The organism is Burkholderia torrens (genome assembly GCF_984668525.1).
This window is the reverse complement of record NZ_OZ480212.1, coordinates 1,366,706-1,389,686: the sequence shown is the minus strand read 5'-3', so window position 1 is coordinate 1,389,686 and position 22,981 is coordinate 1,366,706. Positions and strand designations below refer to the sequence as shown.

The following is a 22,981-nucleotide window of genomic DNA, read 5'->3' as shown; positions in this document are numbered from 1 at the left end:
GAAGCAATCCGGCCGGCGCCCGCCGCGACGCGGGCGCCGGCGTTCAGCGCGCCGCCACCGGCTTGCCGAACGCGCCGAGGATCTTCTTCTCGAGCGCGATGTAGTCGCGGCCGAAGTGGTGATCGCCCTGTGTCTTGATCACGTCGGCGCCCGTGTTCGCGAGCGCCGGGCACATCGTGTCCTTCTCTTCCGCGCCGTAGAAGCACTGCACGAGCTGCGGCGGCACCTTCGCGATTTCAGGCGCGACCTTCAGCGCATTGTCGCTCGCGGGCATGCCGAGCCAGCCCGTCACGCGGATCTGGAAATCGGCGGCCGGCGCGAAGCCGAGCAGCGACATCACCACGACCTTGTCGCGCAGGTCGGCCGGCAGCCGGTTGTACGCGAACGGCATCACGTCCGCGCCGAACGAGTAGCCGACCAGCGCCATGCGGCTCGCATGCCAGCGCGCCGTGTACGTGCGCATCACGCGTGCGAGATCATGGCTCACCTGCGCAGGCGGCTTCTCGCTCCAGAAATAGCGCAGGCTGTCGATGCCGACCACCGACACGCCGTCACGCTGCAGCGCCTCGGCGATCGTCTTGTCGAGATCGCGCCAGCCGCCGTCGCCCGAGATCACGATCGCCAGCCGGTCGCTGCCGCCCTTGGCCGGCAGCTCGACGAGCGGCAGGTCCGACACGTCGAGTTCGGCATTGCTGCTGGTGTCGCGCAGGTGCGCCGTCACGAGCGGCACGAGCTTCGAGTTGTCGCCCGCGGTGGCCGTTTCGACGAAGCCCGGCATCGCGCGGCGCACGATCGTCGGATCGGGCGGGCACGGCTTGAAGCGCGGATCGAGCTTCGCGGCCGGGCCGACCGATACGACGCCGGCGATCGTGTTCTCCGGCGCCATCGACAGGATCTGCTTCGCGATCGCACCGCCCTGGCCCACGCCTGCGACGATCGGCGTGAAGTAGCGTGACGACTGCGCGAGACGTTCGAGCTGGTGGCTGACCGCCTCGGCGTCGCCGTCGAGGTGGTGGCAGGTCTCCTGCTTCGCCGCGAGATTCATCGCGTAACGCTCGGAATCGACGCCGACCGTCATCGCGCCGGCTTTCGCCAGCGCATCGGCCGCCTGCTGATCGGCGGCATTCCAGCCGGCCTCGCGCGAGAACAGCACGACGAATCCGCGCAGCGGACCGCTCGGCCGGGTCACGGTGACGGGCCCATAGCGGCCGCCCGACACGGTTTCGGCTTTCACGGCGGCCGGCTGCGTGGCGCACGCGGCGCCGGCCAGCATCATTCCCGCGCAGGCGGCAGCCGCCCGCGCGATTCCCTTCTTCAAACTCATGAGCGCCGACCTCCAGCCAGCAATGACAGATCCGCGAGCGTGACGAACACGCCGACCGTGCCCGAGGCCGCGAGGTAACGCGGCTCCCAGTGCGGTTCGAACTTGCTCTTGAAAGCGCGCAAGCCGCGGAAGTTGTAGAAGCGGCCGCCGAAGCGCCAGACCATCAGCCCGATCCGGTGCAACGGCGACGGCATCTTCGCCGCCCCCATCCCCGAGAACGGCGCGATACCCAGGCTCAGCTTGCGGAAACCCGCTTCCTTCAGATGCAGCGCGAGCTGCGTAAACAGATACTCCATCGCGTACGGCGACGCGTCCGGCAGATGGCGCATCACGCCGACCGTCGCCTCGGTGTTGAGGTCGGTCGTCATGAACGTGACGAACGCGATCGGCTTGTCGGCCTGGCGCACGAGCATCACCGACTGCGTCGCGAGATAGCCGTCGTGGAACGCGGCCACCGAGAAGCTCTTCTCGCGCGCATCGCGGCTGTCGAGCCAGCCGTCCGAGATGTCGCGCAGCGCCGGCAGCGCGGCCGGCACGTCGCCCGGCGCGATCACCTCGACCGTCAGCGCGTCCTTGTCGCCGCGGCGCAGCGCGTAGCGCAGGTGCGACCGGTTCGAACCCTTCAGGTCGAACCGGTCGAGCGCGATATGCGCTTCCTCGCCGAGCTTCATCAGCGTGAGGCCCGCGTCGAGATACAGCGGCAGCGCATTCGCCCGCACCTGGTAGAACGCCGCGCGGCCGCTGTGCGCGTGCGCGAGCGCGATGAACTTGCTGATCAGCGCCGGCCACTCCTCGCGCGGCCCGACCGGGTCGTGCAGCGCGGCCCACGTGCGGCCGTTCTTCGCGTACATCAGGAACGCCTGGCGCGATTCCGAGAACAGGAACGACTTGTCGCCCATCAGCGCGAGGCCTGCATCGCTGCACTCCTGCGCGCGAATGATCCGTTCGGCGTCGAACAGGTCCTGCGGCACGGGCTTCACGAAGCGGCCGGGCGCCGGACGCAGTAATTGCCACAGCGCGAACAGCGCGACGAACACGCCGGACGCGAGCGTCGCGCGCAGCGCCCGCGGCGCGCGCGCATCGAACGAGAAATGCGACCACAGCTCGCGCGTGTACGGCACATCGCGGAACGCGAAGAACAGCACCCATACGGCCAGTATCAGCACCATCGTCACCGACACGAACCAGCTCACCGTGAAGCGCTCCGCGAGCAGCGACGAATGGCGGTTGAAACGGCGACGGCTGACGAGCAGCAGCACGAGCAGCGTGCCGAGCACGCCGGCCTCGACGAACGCAAGGCCCTTCGCGAGCGACAGCGCGAGGCTCGCGAGCGTCAACGCGAAGGTCATCCACCACGCGCCGTCGAGCCGCCGCAGCAGCCCGCGCGCGACGAACAGCAGCGCGACGCCGAGCACGCTGCAGATCACCTGCGAGCCTTCGAGCACCCACAACGGCACGATATGGCGCAGGATCGCGATCCGGTGCCAGAACGCGGGCGTCGCGCTCGAGATCACCAGCATCCCGCCGACTGCGAACGTCACGAGGCTCAGGAACACCGGTGCGAGCTGCGACACGCGCACGGCCTGCCGCGTGACGAGCCGGCGCCGCAGCGCGCGGCCCTCGAAGCCGGCGAGCAGGCCGGCCGACAGCACGAGCGGCACGCCGAAATAGATCGCGCGATACGCGATCAGCGCGGCGACCATCGCGTGCGCGGGCACTTCGCGGCCGAGCGTGAATACCATCGCGGCTTCGAACACGCCGATCCCGCCCGGCGTATGGCCGATCATCCCGAGCAGCAGCGCGGCCGCGTAGACGGTGATGAAGGTCGGGAAGCCGACCGGCGCGGCCGGCAGCAGCACCCACAGCGTCAGGCCCGCGGCGACGACGTCGAGCACCGCGTAGACGACCTGCGCGACGAGATCGCGCCGCGCGGGCACGTCGAACGACAGCCACTTGAAGCGCGTGACGACGGGGCGCGCGGTGTTGCCGCACATCACGACCATCGCGGCCAGTACCGCGAGCAGCGCGGCGCCGCCCCACGTGAGCACGCCGGGTGCGACGTGCAGCATCGCGGCGAGCGCCTCGGGCACGCAGACCATGCCGACCGCCGTCATCAGTACCATCGCGAGCGCCAGCGTACCGCTCGTGAACACCGTCATCCGGCCGATCTGCGCGGGCGTGACGCCCGACACGCCGTACACGCGGGCGCGGACCGCGCCGCCCGTCAGCGCGCCGAAGCCGGTTGCGTTACCGAGCGCCGAACCGGCGATCGCGCCGATCCACAACGCGACGCGCGGCACCTTCGCGGCGACATAGCGCAGGCCGACCGCGTCACGGGCGACGAGTGCGAGATAGCTGAGGGCCGTCGCGGCCAGCGACGCGCCCCACTCGCCGACGGACATGTGACGCAACTCGCGGATCACCGACCGGTAGTCGACGGATTCCGACAGATGCTGGAAGACCACGATCAGCAGCAGGCCGATACCGAGCGCGAGCAGCGGCGACAGCACGCGCTCGTTGCGGATCAACGCCCGGGCACGGGCGATCACCGCCGCGGCACGGCCGGGCGAACCTGAGTGGCGGGAAGACATAAGTTGTTCAGTGGTGGTGCATAGCGTGTCGCGGCGCAAGATGGCCTCACGGCGACGAACGGGTTGTTCTGCGCGGGCGGTCGGCCGAAAGGCAAGGCTGGCAGCGCATGGATCAGAACTTTCAAGTATACGGAATTTATATTACAGAATCTTTCACGTCGGCTTTGTGCCGATTTGTGGTTTCTCGCACATCAAAAACGCATAAAGAAACAGCGTCCTGCGAACGCAAGGTGCGCATCATACCGGGAACCGGGGTGGTTTTTTCATCAGATGAATGACTTGTGATGCATTTGGGAGAAATCTGCCGGACGAGGCCCGGCGGGCGAGGATGAAAACGGGATGGCGCGGGGCGTTTCGGGAATGGGGACGGGTTGATCCGGGGCGCCAGTCAGCACACTTCATCAGTGCGGAAACACTCGGCTCGCCTCACTTCCCCCGCTCACGCTCCCCCAACGCGATCGCCTTGTAGTCGTAAGTCGGATAGAACTCCGTTCTGTAAGCCCCCCACGCCGTATCCTCGAGCACGCGATTGACCTCGCGCAGCCGCGACGCCGGCAGCCGCAGCACGACAATCTGCCCGATCCCCATCGTCACGGTCCAGCTCACCACTTCGACGCCCGGCGGCGGAAACGCCTTGTAGAACCCCTGCTTCGCGAGTTGCGCATTCAGCTCGGCGAGCGGGCGCGACTGGTCGTGTTTCAGGAACACCGTCAGCAATATTGCGTTGTCGGGCGTCGCAGCCGCCGAGCCGGCCGGCACGGTCGACGTCTGGATCTGGCCGATGGCTGGTGCGCTGCAGATCGCGGCGCCGGCCAGCGCCGCAGCAATCACAAGGGTTCGAATCGGGAAATACGGGGATGCCGTCATGACGCGACTCCATGGCTTCGTGGCTGGAGCCGCCATCATGCATCGTCACCGCCATCGCTGCAGCCGGCCGGCCGATGCGATTATGGCGCGTGCGCGCCGTCGCGCTCGCGCAGCACGTCGATGAACGCGCGCAGCTTGGCCGGCACGTGCTTGCGGTTCACGTAGTAAAGCCACATCGGCGGCAGCGTACGGCACATGCCCGGCAGCACCTCGACGAGCGTGCCGTCGCGCAGGTCCTGCTCGATCCGCTCGCGCATGAACGCGAACGCGATGCCGACACCCGCACGTGCCGCGTCGATCACCGCGTCGGCATCGTTCGTCACGAATACGCCGTCGGGATCGAGATCGACGTCACGCTGCCCATCATGCAGCAACCATTTGTGCAGGCGGCCGCTTTCCGAGAACCGGAAACGGATGCACGCATGCCGTTCGAGCGCCGCAATCGACGCCGGCGCGCCATGCTTCGCCAGATAACCGGGCGACGCAACCAGCGCACACGACAGCGCCGGCGCGATCCGCACACCGATCATGCCCGGCTGCAATCGGTCGGCCAGGCGAATCCCGGCATCGAACCCGCCCTTCGCGATGTCGACCAGTTCGTTCTCGTAGCGAATCTCGAGCCGCACTTTCGGGTAGCGCTCGCGGAACGTGGCAAGCACGGGCGCAATCACGAACGCACGCGCCAGCGGCAGCGCGGTCACGCGCAACACGCCACTCGGCTCGCTGCGCGCATCCTTCAGCTCGTCGCGCGCCTGCATGACCTGCCGGTATGCAGGCTCCGTCTGATGCCGGTAGCGCTGTCCCGCTTCCGTCAGGCTCACGCCGCGCGTGCTGCGGTTGAACAGCTTCACGTTCAACTCGCCCTCGAGCTGCCCGATCGCGAGGCTGACGGCAGCCGGCGTCAGGCCGAGCGCAGCGGCGGCGCGCGTGAAGTTGCCGGCCGTCGCGACGGTCATGAACACGTGCAGCCCGGCCATCGGATCGCGTCTGCTCATCGTCCGTCCATCATTAAAAAAACTTGAAACTGCTTCGAGCGGAATACGGATTCTCCCATATACCGCAACTGCCTACACTGGCGCTGTCGTCCCCTCGGAGCCTCACATGAACCCGCTCACCGCCGCATGCCCCCTGCCGCTCGCCGTCGCCCGCCGCACGATCGACGCGGCGCTCGCGCATGCCGCATCGCTGCAGGTGGCCGGCGTCGCGATCGCCGTCGTCGATGCCGGCGCGAACCTGCTCGCATTCGTGCGCACCGACGACTGTTTTCTCGGCGCGATCGATCTCGCGCAGCGCAAGGCGCTGACGGCCGTCCGCTTTCGCGCGTCGACCGGCGCGCTCGGCGCGATGTCGGGCGACGGTCCGCTGCGCGGCATCGAACACAGTCACGGCGGGCTCGTCACGTTCGGCGGCGGCGAGCCGCTCGTCGACGGCGACGGGCGCTGCGTCGGCGCGATCGGCATCTCGGGCGGCAATGTCGACGAAGACACCGCGATCGCGCAGCACTGCCGCGACCTTTTTCAGGCAACCCTTCACTCAACAAGGTAAGCAGATGACACGGAAACGCATCCTCATCACCGGCGCGGGCACGGGCTTCGGCCGCGAAGTCGCGCTACGTCTCGCCGAGCGCGGTCACCACGTGACGGCCGGTGTACGCACGGCCGTCGAGATCGACGCACTGACGGACACCGCCGCGCAGCGCGGCACCGCGTTGCGCGCGGTGAAGCTCGACGTCACGTCGGCCCACGATCGCGCCCGCGCCGCCGAACTCGACATCGACGTGCTCGTGAACAACGCGGGCGTCGGCGAAGCCGGCGCGCTCGTCGACCTGCCGGTCGAGATCGTCCGCGAGCTGTTCGACGTCAACGTGTTCGGGCCGCTCGAACTCACGCAGCAGATCGCGCGCGGGATGCTCGCGCGCAAGCACGGCAAGATCGTGTTCGTGTCGTCGATCGCCGGGTTGATCACGGGGCCGTTCACCGGCGCGTACTGTGCGTCGAAGCACGCGGTCGAATCGGTGGCCGAGGCGATGCACGCGGAACTGGCGCCGCACGGCATCCGCGTCGCGGTCGTGAACCCGGGCCCGTACCGCACCGGCTTCAACGACCGGATGATGGAAACGACGCGGCGCTGGCACGATCCGGCCGTCCATTCCGTGACGCCCGAGCGGCTGACGTTCCCGCTGGAGCAGCATGACCCTGAGGAAATGATCGCGAAGATGGTCGACGTGATCGACAGCGACGGCGGCGCGTTCCGCAACCTGCTGCCGGCCTCGTCGGAAGCGTTCGTGCGCGCCGAGCAGGCGCGTGCGTGGGAGCGGCAGCAGTAACCGGCCGGCGAAGCGGCGGACAACCGTCCGCCGCATCCGTGAAAATGCGCGCCGTCCTGCGGGGAAGAGAACAGTTCCGCACCCTGCTCGCGCCGCTTGAAGAAACGGCGCGCACCGGCTGCGAAACGAACCGGCCGGCGCCCGCGCCTGTGCTACGCTGCGACGATCGATTCCCGCCTGCGGCCGCTACGCCGCCAGCCGAGTGCAAGCGTCATGCCCGCCGCCGCGAAGGACAACGCCAGAATGAAAATGACTTCGCTGAAGAAGATGCCGATTTTCAGCGGCGATGCGCCGGAAACGGTCCGGATAGCCGTCACGCTGCTGACGGGCGCGTGGTGCATCTTCGCGTACCGGGTCGCCGTGTTCGAGTCGGAGATCGTCCCAGTCCTGCTCGGCCGCTTCTCGCGCGACGCCTTAGCCACCAGGCTCGTCCAGATGCTCGCGACGATGTTCATCGCGCTCGCCGTCGTCCTCGCACTGCTCGTCGTGCAGATCGCGCGCCGGAAGAACTGGGCGCGCATCACGATGATCGGGCTGGTCGTCGCCACGCTGGCCATGATGGCGTTCGCGGCCGCCCACCGACCATCCGATTTCCTGAGCACCGTCTACTGTCTTTTCGTGCTGGCGACCTTGCTGTTGCTGTCGCGCTCGAGCCGGCAGTGGTTCGGCCGCCCGCAACCGGACGATCAAGCGTAACCCGCCCGGCCCGCGTCGCCGGAAATCAATACACGTCGCGCATGTACCGCCGGGCCTTCGAAAGCCGCGCGACGTAGTCGTTCGCGGCTTCATCCGACATGCCGCCGTGCTGGGCGACGATCGCCTTCAGCGCCATGTCGACGTCCTTGGCCATCCGCGCGGCGTCGCCGCACACGTAGAAGTGCGCGCCTTCCTCCAGCCATGCGAACAACTCGGCGCCCTGCTCGCGCATCCGGTCCTGCACGTAGATCTTGTCGGCCTGGTCGCGCGAGAACGCGAGGTCGAGCCGCGTGAGAAAGCCGCTGTCGTGCATCGCGCCCAGCTCGTCGCCGTAATAGAAGTCGGTCTGCGCATGCTGCTCGCCGAAGAACAGCCAGTTGCGCCCGCGTGCGCCGCGTGCCTGCCGCTCGTGCAGGAAGCCGCGGAACGGCGCGACGCCGGTGCCCGGGCCGACCATCACGATCGGTACGTCGCCGTTCACCGGCGGACGGAAATGCGCGGATTTCTGCACGAACACCGGCACGCGGCCGTCGTCCGCGCGATCGGCGAGGAACGTCGACGCGACGCCTTTGCGTGCGCGCCGGCCGTTGTGATAGCGCACGGCCGACACGGTCAGGTGAATCTCGCCCGCGTGCGCGCTCGGGCTCGACGCGATCGAATAGAGACGCGGCTGCATGCGCTTCAGCATGCCAACCAGTTCCGTACCCGACAGATCGACCGGGTATTCGTGCAGCACATCCGCAAGCTGTTGCCCCCACAACCATTGCTTGAGGTCGGCCTTGCGATCTTCGCCGAGCAGCGACTTCAGCGCGCCGTTCGAGCTGCGCGACGCGATGAAGGCCAGCGTGTCCGGATGCGGGCGTGTGATGTCGAAGTGGTGCGCGAGCGCTTCGCCGAGCCGGATGTCGCCAACGCCCGGCACCGACACGGATGCATCGGCCTTCAGCGCGGTGACCGACAGCAGTTCGTCGACCAGTTCCGGGCAGTTGGTCGGCCACACGCCGAGCGCGTCGCCGGTTTCGTATTCGAGGTTCGCGCCTTGGGTCGACAGCGACACGTAGCGCGTATCCTTCGCGGCGCCCGGGCGGTTCAGCCGCAGGTTCGCGACGAGCTTCGACGGCGCCGGATGCGCCTTCGTCGGCAGCAGCCCCGACGGGCTCATCCCGCCGGACGGCACCGCGTGCAGCGCGGCATCGGCCTCCTTGATCCGCGCGACGACACGCTCGAGCCACTGGTCGGCATCGTGCTGGAATTCGACGTCGCAATCGACGCGCGCACACAGGCGCGCCGCGCCGAGTTCCGCGAGCCGCGCATCGAGCCGGCGGCCGTGGCCGCAGAACTGGTCGTAGTTGCGGTCGCCGAACGCGAGCACCGCGAAATGCACGCCGTCGAGGCGCGCGGCGCCGCCGGCCTGCAGCGCGTCCCAGAATTCGGTGCCGTTGTCGGGCGCATCGCCGTCGCCGAACGTGCTCGTCATCAGCAGCACGTATTGCGCACCGGCAAGCGACGCGACCGGATAGTCGGACATGCATGCGGTGCGGATCTCGAAGCCCGCGTTCATCAATTGCGTCGCGTAATCCTCGGTCAGCGATTCGATGTTGCCGGTCTGTGACGCCCACAGCAGCACTACCTTCGGACGCGCGCGCACGATGCGCACGCCGCCGCCGGCAGCGGCATCGGCCGGCAGCGCAGGCGCCGCGGCAATCTGCGCACCGGCAGGCAGCGAGCGGCTGAACAGCCCCGCAAGCATCCCGTCGAGCCAGAACCGCACGGGCGGCGTCAACGGCGTGCCGGCCGGCAGCACGGGCACGCCGCCTTCGCGACGGCCGACGCTCGCCTTCAGCCCGCTGACGAGGCCGGCCACGTACAGCCGCTCGGTGTCGGTCAGCGGCGGCGGCGCGAGATCGGCGACGCCGAGCGCGGCCGCGAAAGTGTCGAGGTCTGCCATGTCGAATTCCTGTGAAGCCGAGATTGGCGAGATCGCAGGCGCGGGCGAGGCATCGTCCTCGCTTGCGTCCAAGCGCGCCGTGTCGTCGCCGGCGGACGAGAATGCATCCGTGTCGACGCGCCGCAGCGCGACCGCGCAGTATTTCAGTTCGGGTTGCTGAGATTCCGGATCGATCGCGTCGTTCGTCACCGCGTTGATGCACAGGTCGTCGCCGTACACGTCGTTCCAGTGCATCGGCGCGAAGCAGTTGCCGCGCCGCACGCGCTCGGTCACGACGGCCGGCAATACCGCGCGGCCGCGCGCCGAGCGGATTTCGACGCTGTCCTTCGCGGCAATGCCGAGCGCGCTTGCATCGTCAGGATGCAGCTCGACGAACGGACGCGGGTTCAGCTTGTTCAGCATCGCGACCTTGCCCGTCTTCGTCATCGTGTGCCATTGATGCTGCAGCCGGCCCGTATTGAGCACGATCGGGAACGTGCCGTCGGGCAGTTCGGCCGGATCGACGTGCGGCCGGGCGAAGAAGCGCGCCCTGCCCGACGGCGTCGGGAACGCGACGCGCGGTGTCTCGTTGCCGCCGGCGCCCGGGCGCAGCGTCTGGCTCACGCCGTCGTTCAGGTAGCGGATCGGGTGCCGCTCGCGCGCGGTGCCCGGCGCGACCGGCCATTGCACCGGGCCGTCGCGCAGCGCCGCGTGGCTCGCGCCGCGCAGGTCGTAGCCGGTCGCCGGATTCGAGAAACGCACGATCTCGTCGAACACGTCGGCCGCCGACGCATAGTCGAACGCATCGCCGAAGCCCATCGCACGCGCGACTTCCGCGACGATGCGCCAGTCGGGCAGCGCGTCGCCGGGCGGCGCGACCGCCGCGCGCATCAGCGTCATGTTGCGCTCGGAGTTGACCATCACGCCGTCGCCTTCGGCCCACAGCGCGCCCGGCAGCAGGATGTCCGCGTAGCGGTTGGTCTCGGTGTCGAGAAACGCGTCCTGCGCGATCACGAGTTCCGCGGCCTGCAGCCCGGCGATCACGTTCTGCCGGTTCGGCACGGTCGCGACCGGGTTCGTGCAGACGATCCAGCACGCCTTGATGCCGCCGGCCGCCATCCGCGAGAACAGGTCGACCGTGCCTTGCCCCGCCTCCTTGCGCAGCGTGCCGGCCGGCACGCGCCAAAGATGCTCGACGTAGCGGCGATCGTCGTCGGACAGCACCGAGCGCTGGCCCGGCAGGCCCGGCCCCATGTAGCCCATCTCGCGCCCGCCCATCGCGTTCGGCTGGCCGGTCAGCGAGAACGGGCCGCTGCCGGGGCGGCAGATCTTGCCCGTCGCGAGATGCAGGTTGCAGATCGCGTTGGTGTTCCACACGCCGTGCGTGCTCTGGTTGAGCCCCATCGTCCAGCAGCTCATCCATTCCTGCGCGTCGCCGATCCATTGTGCGGCCGTGCGCAGGTCGGCTTCCGCGAGCCCCGTGATCGCCGCGACGCGCTCGGGCGTGTAATCGGCGAGGAACGCGGGCATCGCGTCCCAGCCTTCCGTGTACGCGTCGATGAATGCGGCATCGGTGCGGCCGTTCGCATGCAGCAGGTGCAGGAGCCCGTTGGTCAGCGCGAGATCGGTGCCCGGCCGGATCTGCAGGAACAGGTCGGCCTTGTCGGCGGTGCCGGTGCGGCGCGGATCGACGACGATCAGCTTCGCGCCGGCCTTCACGCGATCCATCATCCGCAGGAACAGGATCGGATGGCAATCGGCCATGTTCGCGCCGGTCACGAAGAACAGGTTCGCGCGATCGAAGTCCTGGTAGGACCCGGGCGGGCCGTCCGCGCCGAGCGACTGCTTGTAGCCGGTGCTCGCGCTCGCCATGCAGAGCCGCGAGTTCGACTCGATGTTGTTGGTGCCGACGAAGCCCTTCGCGAGCTTGTTGACGAGGTACTGCGCCTCGATCGACATCTGGCCCGATACGTAGAACGACAGCGCGTCGGGGCCGTGCGCATCGAGTATCGCGCGCAGGCGGCGCGCGGTTTCGGCGATCGCGTCGCGCGCCGGCAGCGGCACGAGGTCGTCCTCGCGCGCGCGGCGCACGAACGCGCGGTCGAGCCGCCCCGAGCGGCGCAACGCGACGTGCGCAGACGAACCCTTCGTGCACAGCCGCCCGAAGTTGGTCGGATGGTCGGCGTCGCCGGATACCTTGACGACTTCGCCGTCCTCGACGTGCAGCACCATCCCGCAGCCGACGCCGCAGTACGGGCACACGCTCTTGACGGGAGTGGCGGTCATGCGTGCTCCGGCGCGCTCAGGCCGCGATCCACACGAAGCCGTCCTCGACCCGCGACGGATACGCGCTCACCGACTGCTCGGGCACTTCCAGGCATTCGCCGGTGCGCAGGTCGAAGTGCTGCTTGTACAGCGGCGACGCGACGACGACGCGCTCGCCGAGGCTGCCGACCAGCCCGCGCGACATCACGGCCGCTTGCGACACGGGATCGACGTTGTCGATCGCGAACACGCCGCCGTCGGGATGCGCGACGTGAAACACCGCGACCTGCTCGCCGTTGACGAGTGCGCACACGCCGGTGTTCGGCACGATGTCGTCGAGCGGGCACACGCGGGTCCAGGACAGCGGAAGACGATCGTTCATGATGGGCTCCTTGCAGTGAGGCTGGTATCGGTCAGGCGGTTGCCGTTTCAATCCCGGCATGCGTCGCGCTTTCGGCGACGGCGGGAATCGACACGGGCTTGCCGCCCGTGCGCTCGCCGGGCGTCGCGGGACGAATCTGGCCGCGCGTCTCGACGAATTCGATGGTCGTATCCTGCGCGTCGCTGTTCACGAAGTGACGGAAGCGCTTGCGCGTGTCGGGATCGGTCACGGCCTTCTTCCATTCGCACTCGTAGGTGTCGACCACGTGCTGCATGTCGGCTTCGAGTTCGGCCGCAATCGCGAGCTTGTCGTGCACGACGACGTCGATCAGGTAGTCGAGGCCGCCTTCGAGGTTGTCGCGCCACACGCTGGTGCGCTGCAGCCGGTCGGCCGTGCGCACGTAGAACATCAGGAAGCGGTCGATGAAGCGGATCAGCGTCGGGCGGTCGAGATCGGACGCGAGCAGTTCCGCGTGGCGCGGCTTCATCCCGCCGTTGCCGCACACGTACAGGTTCCAGCCTTTTTCGGTCGCGATGATGCCGACGTCCTTGCCCTGCGCTTCCGCGCACTCGCGCGTGCAGCCGGATACGCCGAACTTGATCTTGTGCGGCGCGCGCAGCCCCTTGTAGCGGTTTTCCAGGTCGATCGCGAGGCCGACCGAATCGTCGACGCCGTAGCGGCACCAGGTCGACCCGACACACGACTTCACGGTGCGCAGCGCCTTGCCGTAGGCATGACCCGATTCGAAGCCGGCCTCGATCAGTTCTTCCCAGATCGACGGCAGCTGCTCGACGCGCGCGCCGAACAGGTCGACGCGCTGACCACCCGTGATCTTCGTGTAAAGGCCATACTTCTTCGCGACCTGCCCCACGGCGATCAGCCCTTCCGGCGTGACCTCGCCGCCCGGCATGCGCGGCACGACCGAGTACGTGCCGTCGCGCTGGATGTTCGCGAGGTAGTAGTCGTTCGAATCCTGCAGGCTCGCGTGTTCCCGCTTCAGCACGAATTCGTTGAAGCACGACGCGAGGATGCCCGCGACGGCCGGCTTGCACACGTCGCAGCCGAGCCCGCGGCCGTGCTTCGCCAGCAGTTCGTCGAACGTCGTGATGCGCTCGACGCGAATCAGGTGGAACAGTTCCTGGCGCGAATACGGGAAGTGTTCGCACAGATGGTTGTTGACCGACAGACCCTGCCTCTTCATCTCGGCCTTCATGATCTGCGTGACGAGCGGCACGCAGCCGCCGCACGACGTGCCGGCGCCCGTGCACGTCTTCAGCGCGCCGAGGCTCGTCGCGCCGTCGGCCACCGCCGCGCAGATCTGCGACTTCGACACGTTGTTGCACGAGCAGATCTGGGCGGCCGCGGGCAATGCATCGACGCCGATCGCCGGCTTCGCCGCGCCGTCCGACGACGGCAGGATCAGGAATTCCGGCGACTCGGGCAGTTCGATGCGGTTGAGCATCATCTGCAGCAGCGTGCCGTATTCGGCTGCATCGCCGACCATCACCGCGCCGTGCAGGAACTTGCCGCAGTCGGACACCACGAGCTTCTTGTAGACCTGGCGACGCTCGTCCGCGTACTGGTAGGTGCGGCTGCCGGCCGTCGTGCCGTGCGCGTCGCCGATGCTCGCGACGTCGACGCCCATCAGCTTCAGCTTCGTGCTCATGTCGGCGCCCGCGAACGCGGCAGCGGGCGCGTCGTCCGCGTCGCCGGCGAGCTGTTTCGCGACCACGCGCGCCATGTCGTAGCCGGGGGCGACGAGGCCGTACACCATGCCGTTCCACGCCGCGCATTCGCCGATCGCGTAGATGTCGGCATCGCTCGTGCGGCAGGCGTCGTCGATCGCGACGCCGCCGCGCGGGCCGATGTCGAGCCCGCAGGCGCGCGCCAGTTCGTCGCGGGCGCGGATGCCGGCCGAGAACACGATCATGTCGGTGTCGAGATGCGTGCCGTCGGCGAACGCCATCCGGTGCGTGCCTTCGTCGCCATCGACGATTTCCAGCGTGTTCTTGCCCGTATGCACGGTCACGCCGAGCGCCTCGATCTTCGCGCGCAGCATCCGGCCGCCGCCGTCGTCGACCTGCACGGCCATCAGCCTCGGCGCGAATTCGACGACGTGCGTGTCGAGCCCCATGTCGCGCAGCGCCTTCGCGCATTCGAGGCCGAGCAGCCCGCCGCCGATCACGACGCCGCGCTTCGCGTGCGCGCCGCACGCCTGCATCGCCTCGAGATCCTCGATCGTCCGGTACACGAAGCAGCCTGCGCGATCGCGCCCCGGCACCGGCGGCACGAACGGGCGCGAGCCCGTGGCGAGCACCAGCCTGTCGTACGCGAGCGTTTCGCCCGACGCGAGCGTGACCGTATGCGCGGCGCGGTCGATCGACGCGACCTGCGCGTTCAGGCGCAGGTCGAACCGCGGATGACGCGCGAAGAAGCCCGGTTCGACGAGCGACAGGTCGTCCGCCGACTTGCCCGCGAAAAATTCGGACAGGTGCACGCGATCGTAGGCCGGGCGCGGCTCCTCGCCGAGCACGGTGACCTGCAGCGCGCCCGCCGTGCCGGCTTCCGCCGCGACGCATTCGAGGAGCTTGTGGCCGACCATGCCGTGGCCGATGACGATGAGTTTCATGATGACGGTTCCTTCGGTCGATCAGTTCGCAGCGCTGGCGGCGGCCAGCGCGCGGTCGCGCAGTTCGGCTTCGCGCGCCTTGTGTTCTTCGCTGAAGCGCACGGCCATCGCGCACAGCGCGGTCGCGGTGACGGCAAGGCCGAGCAGGCTCAGCGTCTGCTGCACGTCGCCGACGCCCTTCAGCAGGAAGGCCGCGGCCACCGCGCCGACGTTGCCGCCCGCGCCGACGATTCCCGCGACGCCGCCGAGCGCCTTGCGGTCGATGAACGGCACCAGCGCATAGGTCGCGCCGCAGGCCATGTGCGTGAACAGGCCGAAGACCAGCATCGCGACGAGCGCGACGCCGATGCTTTGCGCATGCGAGAACCAGATCAGCCCGAGCCCTTCGCCGACGATCAGCGCGCACAGCAGCGCCGCACGCACGTCGAGGCTGCGGCGCGCGGCGATCTTGTCGGACAGCCAGCCGCCGAGCGCGCGGGCGAACAGCGCGAGCAGCCCGAACAGGCCGACCGCGAAACCGGCGTCCTTCAGCGACAGGCTGAAGTGATTGACGTAGTAAAGCGCGGCGATGTTGTGGATGAACACTTCGACACCGAAGCACGCGCCGTACGTGACGAACAGCATCCACACGCGATAGTTGCCGCACGCGGCGAAGAAGCTCGCCCAGCCGCCCTTCTTGCCGCTGTCGACCGTCACGCCTGCCTTGCGCAGCGCGATGACGTCGCCTTGCGGGCAGTCCTGCGTGAAGCGCCAGTAGGCCCAGGCCATCACGAGCATCGCGATGCCCGGCACGACCAGCGCCATGCGCCACGACGAATCCTCGCCGAAGCCGAGCATCAGGCCGGCGGCGACCAGCAACGGCATCAGCGCCTGCGTCGCGCCGGCCCCGGCGTTGCCCCAGCCGGCCGTCGTCGCGTTCGCAGTACCGACGACGTTCGGCGCGAACATCACCGACGTGTGGTATTGCGTGATCACGAAGCCTGCGCCGATCGCGCCGATGCCGAGCCGGCAGATCAGGAACGACAGATAGTCGTGCGTGAACGACACGGCGAATACGGGGATCGCACCGAGCAGCAACAGGCCGACATACACGCGGCGCGGGCCGAAGCGGTCGCACAGCGGGCCGACGAGCAGCCGCACGGCGATCGTCGCGGCCACCGCGGCGATGTTGATGTTGGCGACCTGGGCCGCCGTCAGATGGAATTCGCGTGCAATGAGCGGCATCAGCGGCGCGCACGCAAACCAGGCGAAGAAACACACGAAGAACGCCATCCACGTCATGTGGAACGCGCGCATCGGCGCGGTGCGGAAGCTGAAGAGATCGATACGGGTAGCTTTGTCGGTCATGTCATCCGCCAAACGAAAAACGGCGTCCTGCGCACCCGGTCTCGTCGAGACCCGATGCGTAGGACGCCGTTGCCCATGAAGCCCGTTGCCGGGCGCGTCGGTAATCGGTACTGCGGACGAATCGCCATTGATCCGCCCGAATCGGCTTACGCAAGCGCCATGCCAAGTCGCCGCCGATCGGGCCTTCGGCCCCGCGCTGCAAGGCTTGCCGGTCGGCAGGCGGGGGGCAGCGACTCGCGCCGCACGACGCGCTTTGAGGCAGCGAGGCACAGATGTGGTGCGCTGCAGCACTGTCGCCGTGCGACATCGCGGTGCGCGCCGGCGGCGCACGATGCACGCCGATGCGGCATGACGGCCGCCCGCGCGCGGCGGCTGCCTGCAAGCCTGCACGCGCGCCCCCCCCGTCATACGGTCCATCGCGTGCTGCGCGCGCCGGTTGGCCCGGATATTGCTCGATCGACGCATCACACCGGCAACGGCGCCGGTGGGCAGTCCCCGCAAACCCTGCCCGCCCTTCACGGCGGGCCCGTCAGGACAACGGCGTCCTCCCGTGCGCGGCACGGCAGGACACCGGTGCGTTTCGACCGCCCGCCGCCGCGCAGACCATCCGTTATCGGCCGCCGCACGACGCATGCGGCAATGGAACACGACATGACGACTGGCAAAGTCACGCTGCTGGGCGCCGGCCCCGGCGATCCCGATCTCCTCACGCTGAAGGCCGTGAAGGCACTGGCCGCGGCCGACGTGCTGCTGCTCGACGATCTCGTCGCGCCCGGCATCGTCGAACTCGCGCCCCAGGCGCGCGTGATCCGCGTCGGCAAGCGCGGCGGCTGCCGCTCCACGCCGCAGGCATTCATCGAAAAGCTGATGCGCCGCTACGCGCTGCGCGGCGCGCAAGTGGTGCGCGTAAAAGGCGGCGATGCGCTGCTGTTCGGCCGTGCCGGCGAAGAGCTCGCGACGCTGCGCGCCGCCGCGATTCCGGTCGAGATCGTCAACGGCATCTCGTCGGGATTCGCGGCCGCCGCAAGCCTCGGCATCTCGCTCACTCACCGCGAGCACTGCCAGGGCGTCACGTTCGTCACCGCGCACCGCCAGGACCACGGCGAACCCGACTGGGCACGACTCGCGTCGACCGGCACCACGCTCGCGATCTACATGGGCATGAGCCGCGTCGACAGCATCGCGGCCGGCCTGCTCGCCGCGCTGCCTTCGTCGACGCCGGCAGCCGCCGTGCAATGGGCCGGTACGCCCGACGAACGCCGCTGGACCGGCACGCTCGCCACGCTCGCACACGGCATCGAGGCCGCGCGGCTCGGCAGCCCGGCCGTGATCCTCGTCGGCGGCGCAATCGGCGAAGCAGCCGCGCCGTGCGCGGACGTCGCGGCCGACACCGCATTTTCGCGGGCCGCCTGACATGTACCGCGTCACGCGGCTGCGGCCGTTCCCCCTTCCCGTCATCGCCGGCCGCGCATGCGGCCTGCCTGCATCGTTCGCGCGTTGCGCCGAAGCGTCACCGCTCCTGTTACCCGCCTCATGAGTTCGCCTGCCCCGACCACCCGCCTGCGCGTGCTGCTCGTCACCGACACCGACAAGCCGATCGGCGAGCTCGGCGACGCGCTCGCGCGCCTCGGCTACGAGATGCTGAACGACGTCGCGACGCCCGCGCGGCTGCCCGCGGCCGTCGAGGAGCAGCGTCCCGACGTCGTGATCATCGATACCGATTCGCCGTCGCGCGATACCCTCGAGCAGCTCGCGGTGATGCACGCGACCGCGCCGCGCCCCGTGCTGATGTTCAGCCACGACGCCGACCAGGAACTGATCCGTGCGGCGGTCGGCGCGGGCGTCAGCGCGTATCTCGTCGAAGGGCTGTCGGCCGAGCGTCTCGCCCCGATTCTCGAAGTCGCGCTCGCGCGCTTCTCGCACGACGATGCGCTGCGCCGCCGGCTCGCCGACGTCGAGCGCGAACTCGCGGAACGCAAACTGATCGACCGCGCGAAACGCGCGCTGATGGACCAGCGCAAGCTGTCCGAGCACGATGCGTATGCGGCACTGCGCAAGCGTGCGATGGATCAGGGCCTGCGTATCGTCGACGTCGCGCGACAACTGCTCGACGCGCCACCCCAGTCATGACTGCCATGCATACCTCACCTCCCGCCGCGCCGGAACGCGCGCATCTTCGCCTCGGGTTCGTCGCGCTCAGCGACGCGGCCCCGCTGATCGTCGCGCAGCGCCTGAACCTCGGCGCTCGGCACGGCCTCACGCTCGAATTGAGTCGCCAGCCGTCGTGGGCCGCCGTGCGCGACAAGCTGCTCAGCGGCGAGCTCGATGCGGCGCATGCGCTGTACGGGCTCGTCTGCGGGCTGCAGCTCGGCATCGGCGGCCCGCAGGCCGACATGGCCGCGCTGATGGTGCTGAACCGCAACGGCCAGGCGATCACGTTGTCGCGCGGTCTCGCCGACGCGTTCCGCGCAACCGGCAACGTGCGCGACGCGTTCGCGACGCTCGGCCGCAAGCCGCTGCTCGCCCAAACCTTCCCGACCGGCACGCACGCGATGTGGCTGAACGCGTGGCTCGCGTCACACGGCATCGATCCGCTGCGCGACGTGCGCAGCGTCGTGATCCCGCCGCCCGAGATGGTCTCCGCGCTCGCCGGCGGCGAGCTCGACGGCTTCTGTTCCGGCGAACCGTGGCACGCGGTAGCCGAAGCGTGCGGCGCGGGCCGGACCGTCGCGGTCACGAGCGAGATCTGGCCCGATCATCCGGAGAAGGTGCTGGCCGCCCGGCGCGACTTCGTCGCGCTGTATCCGGCCACCGCGCGCGCGCTGATCCGCACGCTCGTCGACGCGTGTGCGTGGCTCGACAGCGCCGCGCACCGCCGCGAGGCGGCCGACTGGCTCGCATCGCCCGATGCGCTCGGCGTGCCGGCACGGCTGATCGCGCCGCGCCTGCTCGGCGACTACGGCGCGGGGCCGTTCGCCGCGCCGCCGCTGCCGATCCGTTTCCACGACGGCGGCGCCGTGAACCGGCCCGATCCGCAAGAAGGGCGCTGGTTCCTGTCCCAATACCGGCGCTGGGGCATGCTCGACGGTCCGCATGACGATGCGGCGATCGCCGCGGCAATCGCGCAAAGCGCGTTGTATGATGCTGCGGTCGCCGAAGGCGGCGCAGCGGGCCCGTCGCACGCGTAATGCGTGCCGCATGAGGCCGCGGGCGCGCGCTCCAGGGCCGCGCCACGCCGATCCGGGCCACCCGGCGGCTCCGGCGGGCGCCGTCCGGGCGACATTGCACGCCCCTTCCGTCCCCGATCCGAATCGATGCCGAAACGAACGCGCGCGCCGCTCGACGTGCTGCTCACCGAAATCCGTGCGTGCCGTGCCTGCGAAGCCGACCTGCCGCTCGGCCCGCGCCCCGTCGTGCGCGCCCATCGCGACGCGCGCATCCTGATCGTCGGACAGGCGCCGGGCGCACGTGTCCATGCGAGCGGCATCCCGTGGGACGACGCGAGCGGCAAGCGGCTGCGCGGCTGGCTCGACGTCGCCGCCGACACCTTCTACGACGAAACGCGCTTCGCGATCGTGCCGATGGGCTTCTGCTACCCCGGCCGCGGCGCGAGCGGCGACAACCCGCCGCGCCCCGAATGCGCGCCACTGTGGTTCGACCGGCTGCTGGCCGAGCTGCCGTATATCCGACTGACGCTGCTGATCGGCCAGTACGCGCAGCGGCATTTCCTGCGCGACACGCGCAAGGCGACGCTGACCGACACCGTGCAGGCGTGGCGCGACTACGGCCCCGGCGTGCTACCGCTGCCGCACCCGTCGCCGCGCAACCAGGCGTGGTTCAAGCACCATCCGTGGTTCGACGCCGAGGTCGTGCCCGAGCTGCGGCGCCGGGTGGTGCCGCTGCTCGACCGATGAACGCAATCACCGGCGCCATCGCGATGCGTCGCGTGGCGCCCGATGTCCCCGCGATACCCTCATGAATACCACCTCGACCGACCTCGACGTCGACTTTGCCTGCACCGGATGCGGCGCATGCTGCCACGACCTGCGCATTCCGCTGACGCTCGACGAGGCGATCGCGTGGCTGCGGCGCGGCGGCCACGTGGAATTGCTGTGCGACGCGATGCCGTGGCCCGTCGAACCCGAGCCGGGCGACGCGTTCGCTGCGTACAAGCGCGCGCGTTCGACGGCCGCGACGAGCGGTTCGCTGCCCGTACGCATCACGGCCGTGCTCACCGCGTCCCATGCGGGCCCGTGCCCGAACCTGCGCGACGACCTGCGCTGCGGGATCTACGACGAACGCCCGCTCGTGTGCCGGATCTATCCGGCCGAGATCAATCCGTTCGTGGCGCTGCTGCCCGGCGGCAAGCAATGCCCGCCCGATGCCTGGCAGCACGCGCCGCTCATCCGTGGCGGCACGCTCGTCGACGCGGCGACGCGCGAGCACATCGCACGCTCGCGCGCGGCGAGCGAGGCCGAGACGCCGTTGCGCGCGCGGCTGTGCGCGGCGCTAGGCATCGACACGGCGGCCGTCGCCAATGAAGGATTCATGGTCCATGCGCTGCCCGCCGCCACCTTGCTCGCCGCACTGACCGACCTGCGCGCCCCGTCGGCGGCTGAAGCTGTCGAGGCTACCGGATGGAAGCTGGTGTCGAACCGCGCGCCGACGGTGGAAACGCTCGTGTCGGTCGGCGCATCGAGCGTGCTCGCCGGCAACGGCACGGGGCCGCACGCCCGCTATCTCGGATTCCATCCGGACGCCTGAATGCCGCGCCGCAGCGCGCCCGCACGTTCCGGCCGCGCCCGGTTCGCTGTACCATCGCGGCTCCACCGCGTCACGAACAGCAGAATCCTTCATGCCCTCCACCGCCCCGCCGCGCCTGTACGGGATGCCCGAACGCAGCGACCGGCTCGACTTCTACATTCGCGACCAGGCGTCGCGCCAGGCGATCACCGAGCCGCACCGGCACGCGTATTTCCAGATCCAGTTCAACCTCGGCGGCGACACCGAGCAGCGGATCGGCGGCGTCACGCGGCCGTTTCCGCGCGGTGCGCTCGCGTTCGTGCTGCCGCACCGCGAGCACCTGATCCCGCATCCGGAAGGCGCGCATTTCATCGTGATCAACTTCAGCCAGGCGTTCCTGCGCGCCGATCTCGACGTCGATCCGCTCGACCTCGAGGACGTGCCCGCGCACCGCTTCCCCGAGCTGACGCCGTTCCGTTTCCAGGAACATCTCGACTTCATCCTGACCGGCGACACCTACGACGAAGCGCGCCGCCTCGCGCTGTGCATGCTCGACACCGATCGCGTGCGCACGTTCGGTTCGACCACGTTGCTGCGCGGCTACCTGCTGCAGCTGATCGGGCTCGTCTGCACGCAGTACGCGGGCGCGCTCGACAAGCTCGCCCAGCGCGGCGCCCAGCGTGCAGGCCGGCGCGATGCGCTCGCGCGCGTGCTGCGGCACGTTCGCGCGAACCTGACCCGCGAGGACCTGACGCTCGCCGCGACGGCCGAGGCCGCGTTCCTGTCGCCGAACTACCTCGCGCACCTGGTCCGCAAGGAAACCGGCAGTACGTTCACCGATCTCGTGACCGAGCGCCGGATCGCGCTCGCGCAATCGCTGCTGGCCCATACCAGCCGGCGCATCGCCGACATTGCGCGCTCGGTCGGCTTCCGCGACGAAGGGTATTTCGCGCGGCGCTTCCGGGCGCGCGTCGGCGTGTCGCCGAAGGCGTACCGCGACGCGAACGCCGCGCTGCCGGACAGCGACGACACGCCGCCAGCCGCCGACGCGTAGTTTTGTCCCGGTAAAACGCAGTTGCGTCGCATCCGGCCGTACGCGCGTCGGGTATCGTTGCACGCATGCCGGCCCGCGCGCCGCACGGGCACCGGCATCCGTCTTCCTACCGAACGAGGCCATCCGATGTCCGCCTATGTCATCGACGCCGCAGAGCGTCCTTCCGTCGAAGTCGAACAGTCGTCCGCGCGCTTTCCGGTGCGCCGCGTATTCTGCGTCGGCCGCAACTACGCCGACCACGCCCGCGAAATGGGCGCCGATCCCGACCGCGAACCGCCGTTCTTCTTCACGAAGCCGGGCGACGCGATCGTCCCGGCCAGCGGCACCGTCGCCTATCCGCCGCTCACGAACGACCTCCATCATGAGATCGAGCTGGTGGTCGCCATCGGCAAGGACGGCCGGTCGATCGCCCCGGCCGACGCGCTGTCGCACGTGTGGGGCTACGGCGTCGGCGTCGACCTCACGCGCCGCGACCTGCAGGCCGAGGCGAAGAAGCTGAGCCGTCCGTGGGACTGGGCGAAGGGTTTCGACGCGTCGGGCCCCGTGACCGCACTGCGCCCGGCGTCGGCCACCGGGCACCCGGCGACGGGCCGCATCTGGCTCGCAGTCAACGGCGACACGCGCCAGCAAGGCGACCTGGCCGACATGATCTGGGCCGTGCCCGACGTCATCGCGTACGTGTCGCGCTCGGTCGAACTGAAGGCCGGCGACCTGATCTTCACCGGCACGCCGGCCGGCGTCGGCGCGCTGCAGCCGGGCGACCGCGTGACGGGCGGCGTCGACGGCGTCGCGACGTTCGAATTCGTCGTGGGCGCGAAGCCGTAACGAAG

Annotated in this window: 18 protein-coding genes; 10 read left to right on the top strand and 8 right to left on the bottom strand. The window is 69.3% G+C overall.

Annotation, left to right across the window (positions count from 1 at the left end):
* Window positions 1-43: 43 nt before the first annotated feature.
* From AC5LXX_RS22475 to AC5LXX_RS22460, 4 genes are all read right to left on the bottom strand, one after another.
* Window positions 44-1,324, bottom strand: coding sequence for a virulence factor family protein (locus AC5LXX_RS22475; protein ID WP_493413222.1), 1,281 nt, complete (start codon window positions 1,322-1,324; stop codon window positions 44-46).
* Window positions 1,321-3,915: a bifunctional lysylphosphatidylglycerol flippase/synthetase MprF gene (gene mprF, locus AC5LXX_RS22470; RefSeq protein WP_493413221.1), complete on the bottom strand. Its 2,595-nt coding sequence runs from the start codon at window positions 3,913-3,915 to the stop codon at window positions 1,321-1,323. Before mprF ends, AC5LXX_RS22475 begins: the two co-directional genes overlap by 4 nt.
* A 426-nt stretch (window positions 3,916-4,341) precedes the next feature.
* The gene (locus AC5LXX_RS22465) at window positions 4,342-4,782 is read right to left on the bottom strand and encodes a hypothetical protein (RefSeq protein WP_493413220.1); all 441 of its coding nucleotides are present in this window, start codon (window positions 4,780-4,782) and stop codon (window positions 4,342-4,344) included.
* 80 nt (window positions 4,783-4,862) lie between these two features.
* Complete coding sequence (locus AC5LXX_RS22460) at window positions 4,863-5,777, bottom strand: LysR family transcriptional regulator (RefSeq protein ID WP_493413219.1); 915 nt, start codon at window positions 5,775-5,777, stop codon at window positions 4,863-4,865.
* A gap of 106 nt (window positions 5,778-5,883) precedes the next feature.
* Here AC5LXX_RS22460 and AC5LXX_RS22455 point away from each other — a divergent pair, with 106 nt between their 5' ends.
* The 3 genes from AC5LXX_RS22455 to AC5LXX_RS22445 all read left to right on the top strand — a co-directional run bounded on the left by AC5LXX_RS22455 (window position 5,884) and on the right by AC5LXX_RS22445 (window position 7,804).
* Window positions 5,884-6,327, top strand: coding sequence for a GlcG/HbpS family heme-binding protein (locus tag AC5LXX_RS22455; RefSeq protein ID WP_493413218.1), 444 nt, complete (start codon window positions 5,884-5,886; stop codon window positions 6,325-6,327).
* A gap of 4 nt (window positions 6,328-6,331) precedes the next feature.
* The gene (locus tag AC5LXX_RS22450; RefSeq protein WP_493413217.1) at window positions 6,332-7,108 is read left to right on the top strand and encodes an SDR family oxidoreductase; all 777 of its coding nucleotides are present in this window, start codon (window positions 6,332-6,334) and stop codon (window positions 7,106-7,108) included.
* A 243-nt stretch (window positions 7,109-7,351) separates the two neighbouring features.
* Complete coding sequence (locus AC5LXX_RS22445; protein ID WP_493413216.1) at window positions 7,352-7,804, top strand: hypothetical protein; 453 nt, start codon at window positions 7,352-7,354, stop codon at window positions 7,802-7,804.
* A gap of 25 nt (window positions 7,805-7,829) precedes the next feature.
* Here the strand turns inward: AC5LXX_RS22445 and AC5LXX_RS22440 are convergent, their stop codons facing one another.
* The 4 genes from AC5LXX_RS22440 to AC5LXX_RS22425 are packed head-to-tail and all read right to left on the bottom strand — an operon-like array spanning window position 7,830 to window position 16,354.
* The gene (locus tag AC5LXX_RS22440; RefSeq protein WP_493413215.1) at window positions 7,830-12,017 is read right to left on the bottom strand and encodes a bifunctional nitrate reductase/sulfite reductase flavoprotein subunit alpha; all 4,188 of its coding nucleotides are present in this window, start codon (window positions 12,015-12,017) and stop codon (window positions 7,830-7,832) included.
* A 16-nt stretch (window positions 12,018-12,033) separates the two neighbouring features.
* On the bottom strand, window positions 12,034-12,378 hold the full coding sequence (gene nirD, locus AC5LXX_RS22435; RefSeq protein WP_493413214.1) for a nitrite reductase small subunit NirD: 345 nt from the start codon (window positions 12,376-12,378) through the stop codon (window positions 12,034-12,036).
* Window positions 12,379-12,409: 31 nt separating this feature from the next.
* A complete protein-coding gene (gene nirB, locus AC5LXX_RS22430; protein ID WP_493413213.1) occupies window positions 12,410-15,007 on the bottom strand; it encodes a nitrite reductase large subunit NirB in 2,598 nt (865 codons plus the stop codon).
* A 21-nt stretch (window positions 15,008-15,028) separates the two neighbouring features.
* The gene (locus tag AC5LXX_RS22425; protein WP_493413212.1) at window positions 15,029-16,354 is read right to left on the bottom strand and encodes an MFS transporter; all 1,326 of its coding nucleotides are present in this window, start codon (window positions 16,352-16,354) and stop codon (window positions 15,029-15,031) included.
* Between the two features lie 651 nt (window positions 16,355-17,005).
* Between AC5LXX_RS22425 and cobA the strand changes: the two genes are divergently transcribed.
* The 7 genes from cobA to AC5LXX_RS22390 all read left to right on the top strand — a co-directional run bounded on the left by cobA (window position 17,006) and on the right by AC5LXX_RS22390 (window position 22,976).
* A complete protein-coding gene (gene cobA / locus AC5LXX_RS22420) occupies window positions 17,006-17,767 on the top strand; it encodes a uroporphyrinogen-III C-methyltransferase (RefSeq protein ID WP_493413211.1) in 762 nt (253 codons plus the stop codon).
* Between the two features lie 120 nt (window positions 17,768-17,887).
* Entirely contained in the window at window positions 17,888-18,484 is a 597-nt protein-coding gene (locus tag AC5LXX_RS22415) for an ANTAR domain-containing response regulator (protein WP_493413210.1), read from the top strand.
* A 5-nt stretch (window positions 18,485-18,489) separates the two neighbouring features.
* Window positions 18,490-19,542 carry a CmpA/NrtA family ABC transporter substrate-binding protein gene (locus AC5LXX_RS22410; protein ID WP_493413209.1) on the top strand — a complete coding sequence of 351 codons (1,053 nt, stop codon included), beginning with the start codon at window positions 18,490-18,492 and terminating at the stop codon, window positions 19,540-19,542.
* Window positions 19,543-19,668: 126 nt separating this feature from the next.
* Complete coding sequence (locus AC5LXX_RS22405; RefSeq protein ID WP_493413208.1) at window positions 19,669-20,268, top strand: uracil-DNA glycosylase family protein; 600 nt, start codon at window positions 19,669-19,671, stop codon at window positions 20,266-20,268.
* Window positions 20,269-20,329: 61 nt separating this feature from the next.
* Window positions 20,330-21,118, top strand: coding sequence for a YkgJ family cysteine cluster protein (locus AC5LXX_RS22400; protein WP_493413207.1), 789 nt, complete (start codon window positions 20,330-20,332; stop codon window positions 21,116-21,118).
* A gap of 91 nt (window positions 21,119-21,209) precedes the next feature.
* On the top strand, window positions 21,210-22,151 hold the full coding sequence (locus tag AC5LXX_RS22395) for a helix-turn-helix transcriptional regulator (RefSeq protein WP_493413206.1): 942 nt from the start codon (window positions 21,210-21,212) through the stop codon (window positions 22,149-22,151).
* 126 nt (window positions 22,152-22,277) lie between these two features.
* A complete protein-coding gene (locus tag AC5LXX_RS22390) occupies window positions 22,278-22,976 on the top strand; it encodes a fumarylacetoacetate hydrolase family protein (protein WP_493413205.1) in 699 nt (232 codons plus the stop codon).
* The last annotated feature ends 5 nt before the right edge of the window (window positions 22,977-22,981 follow it).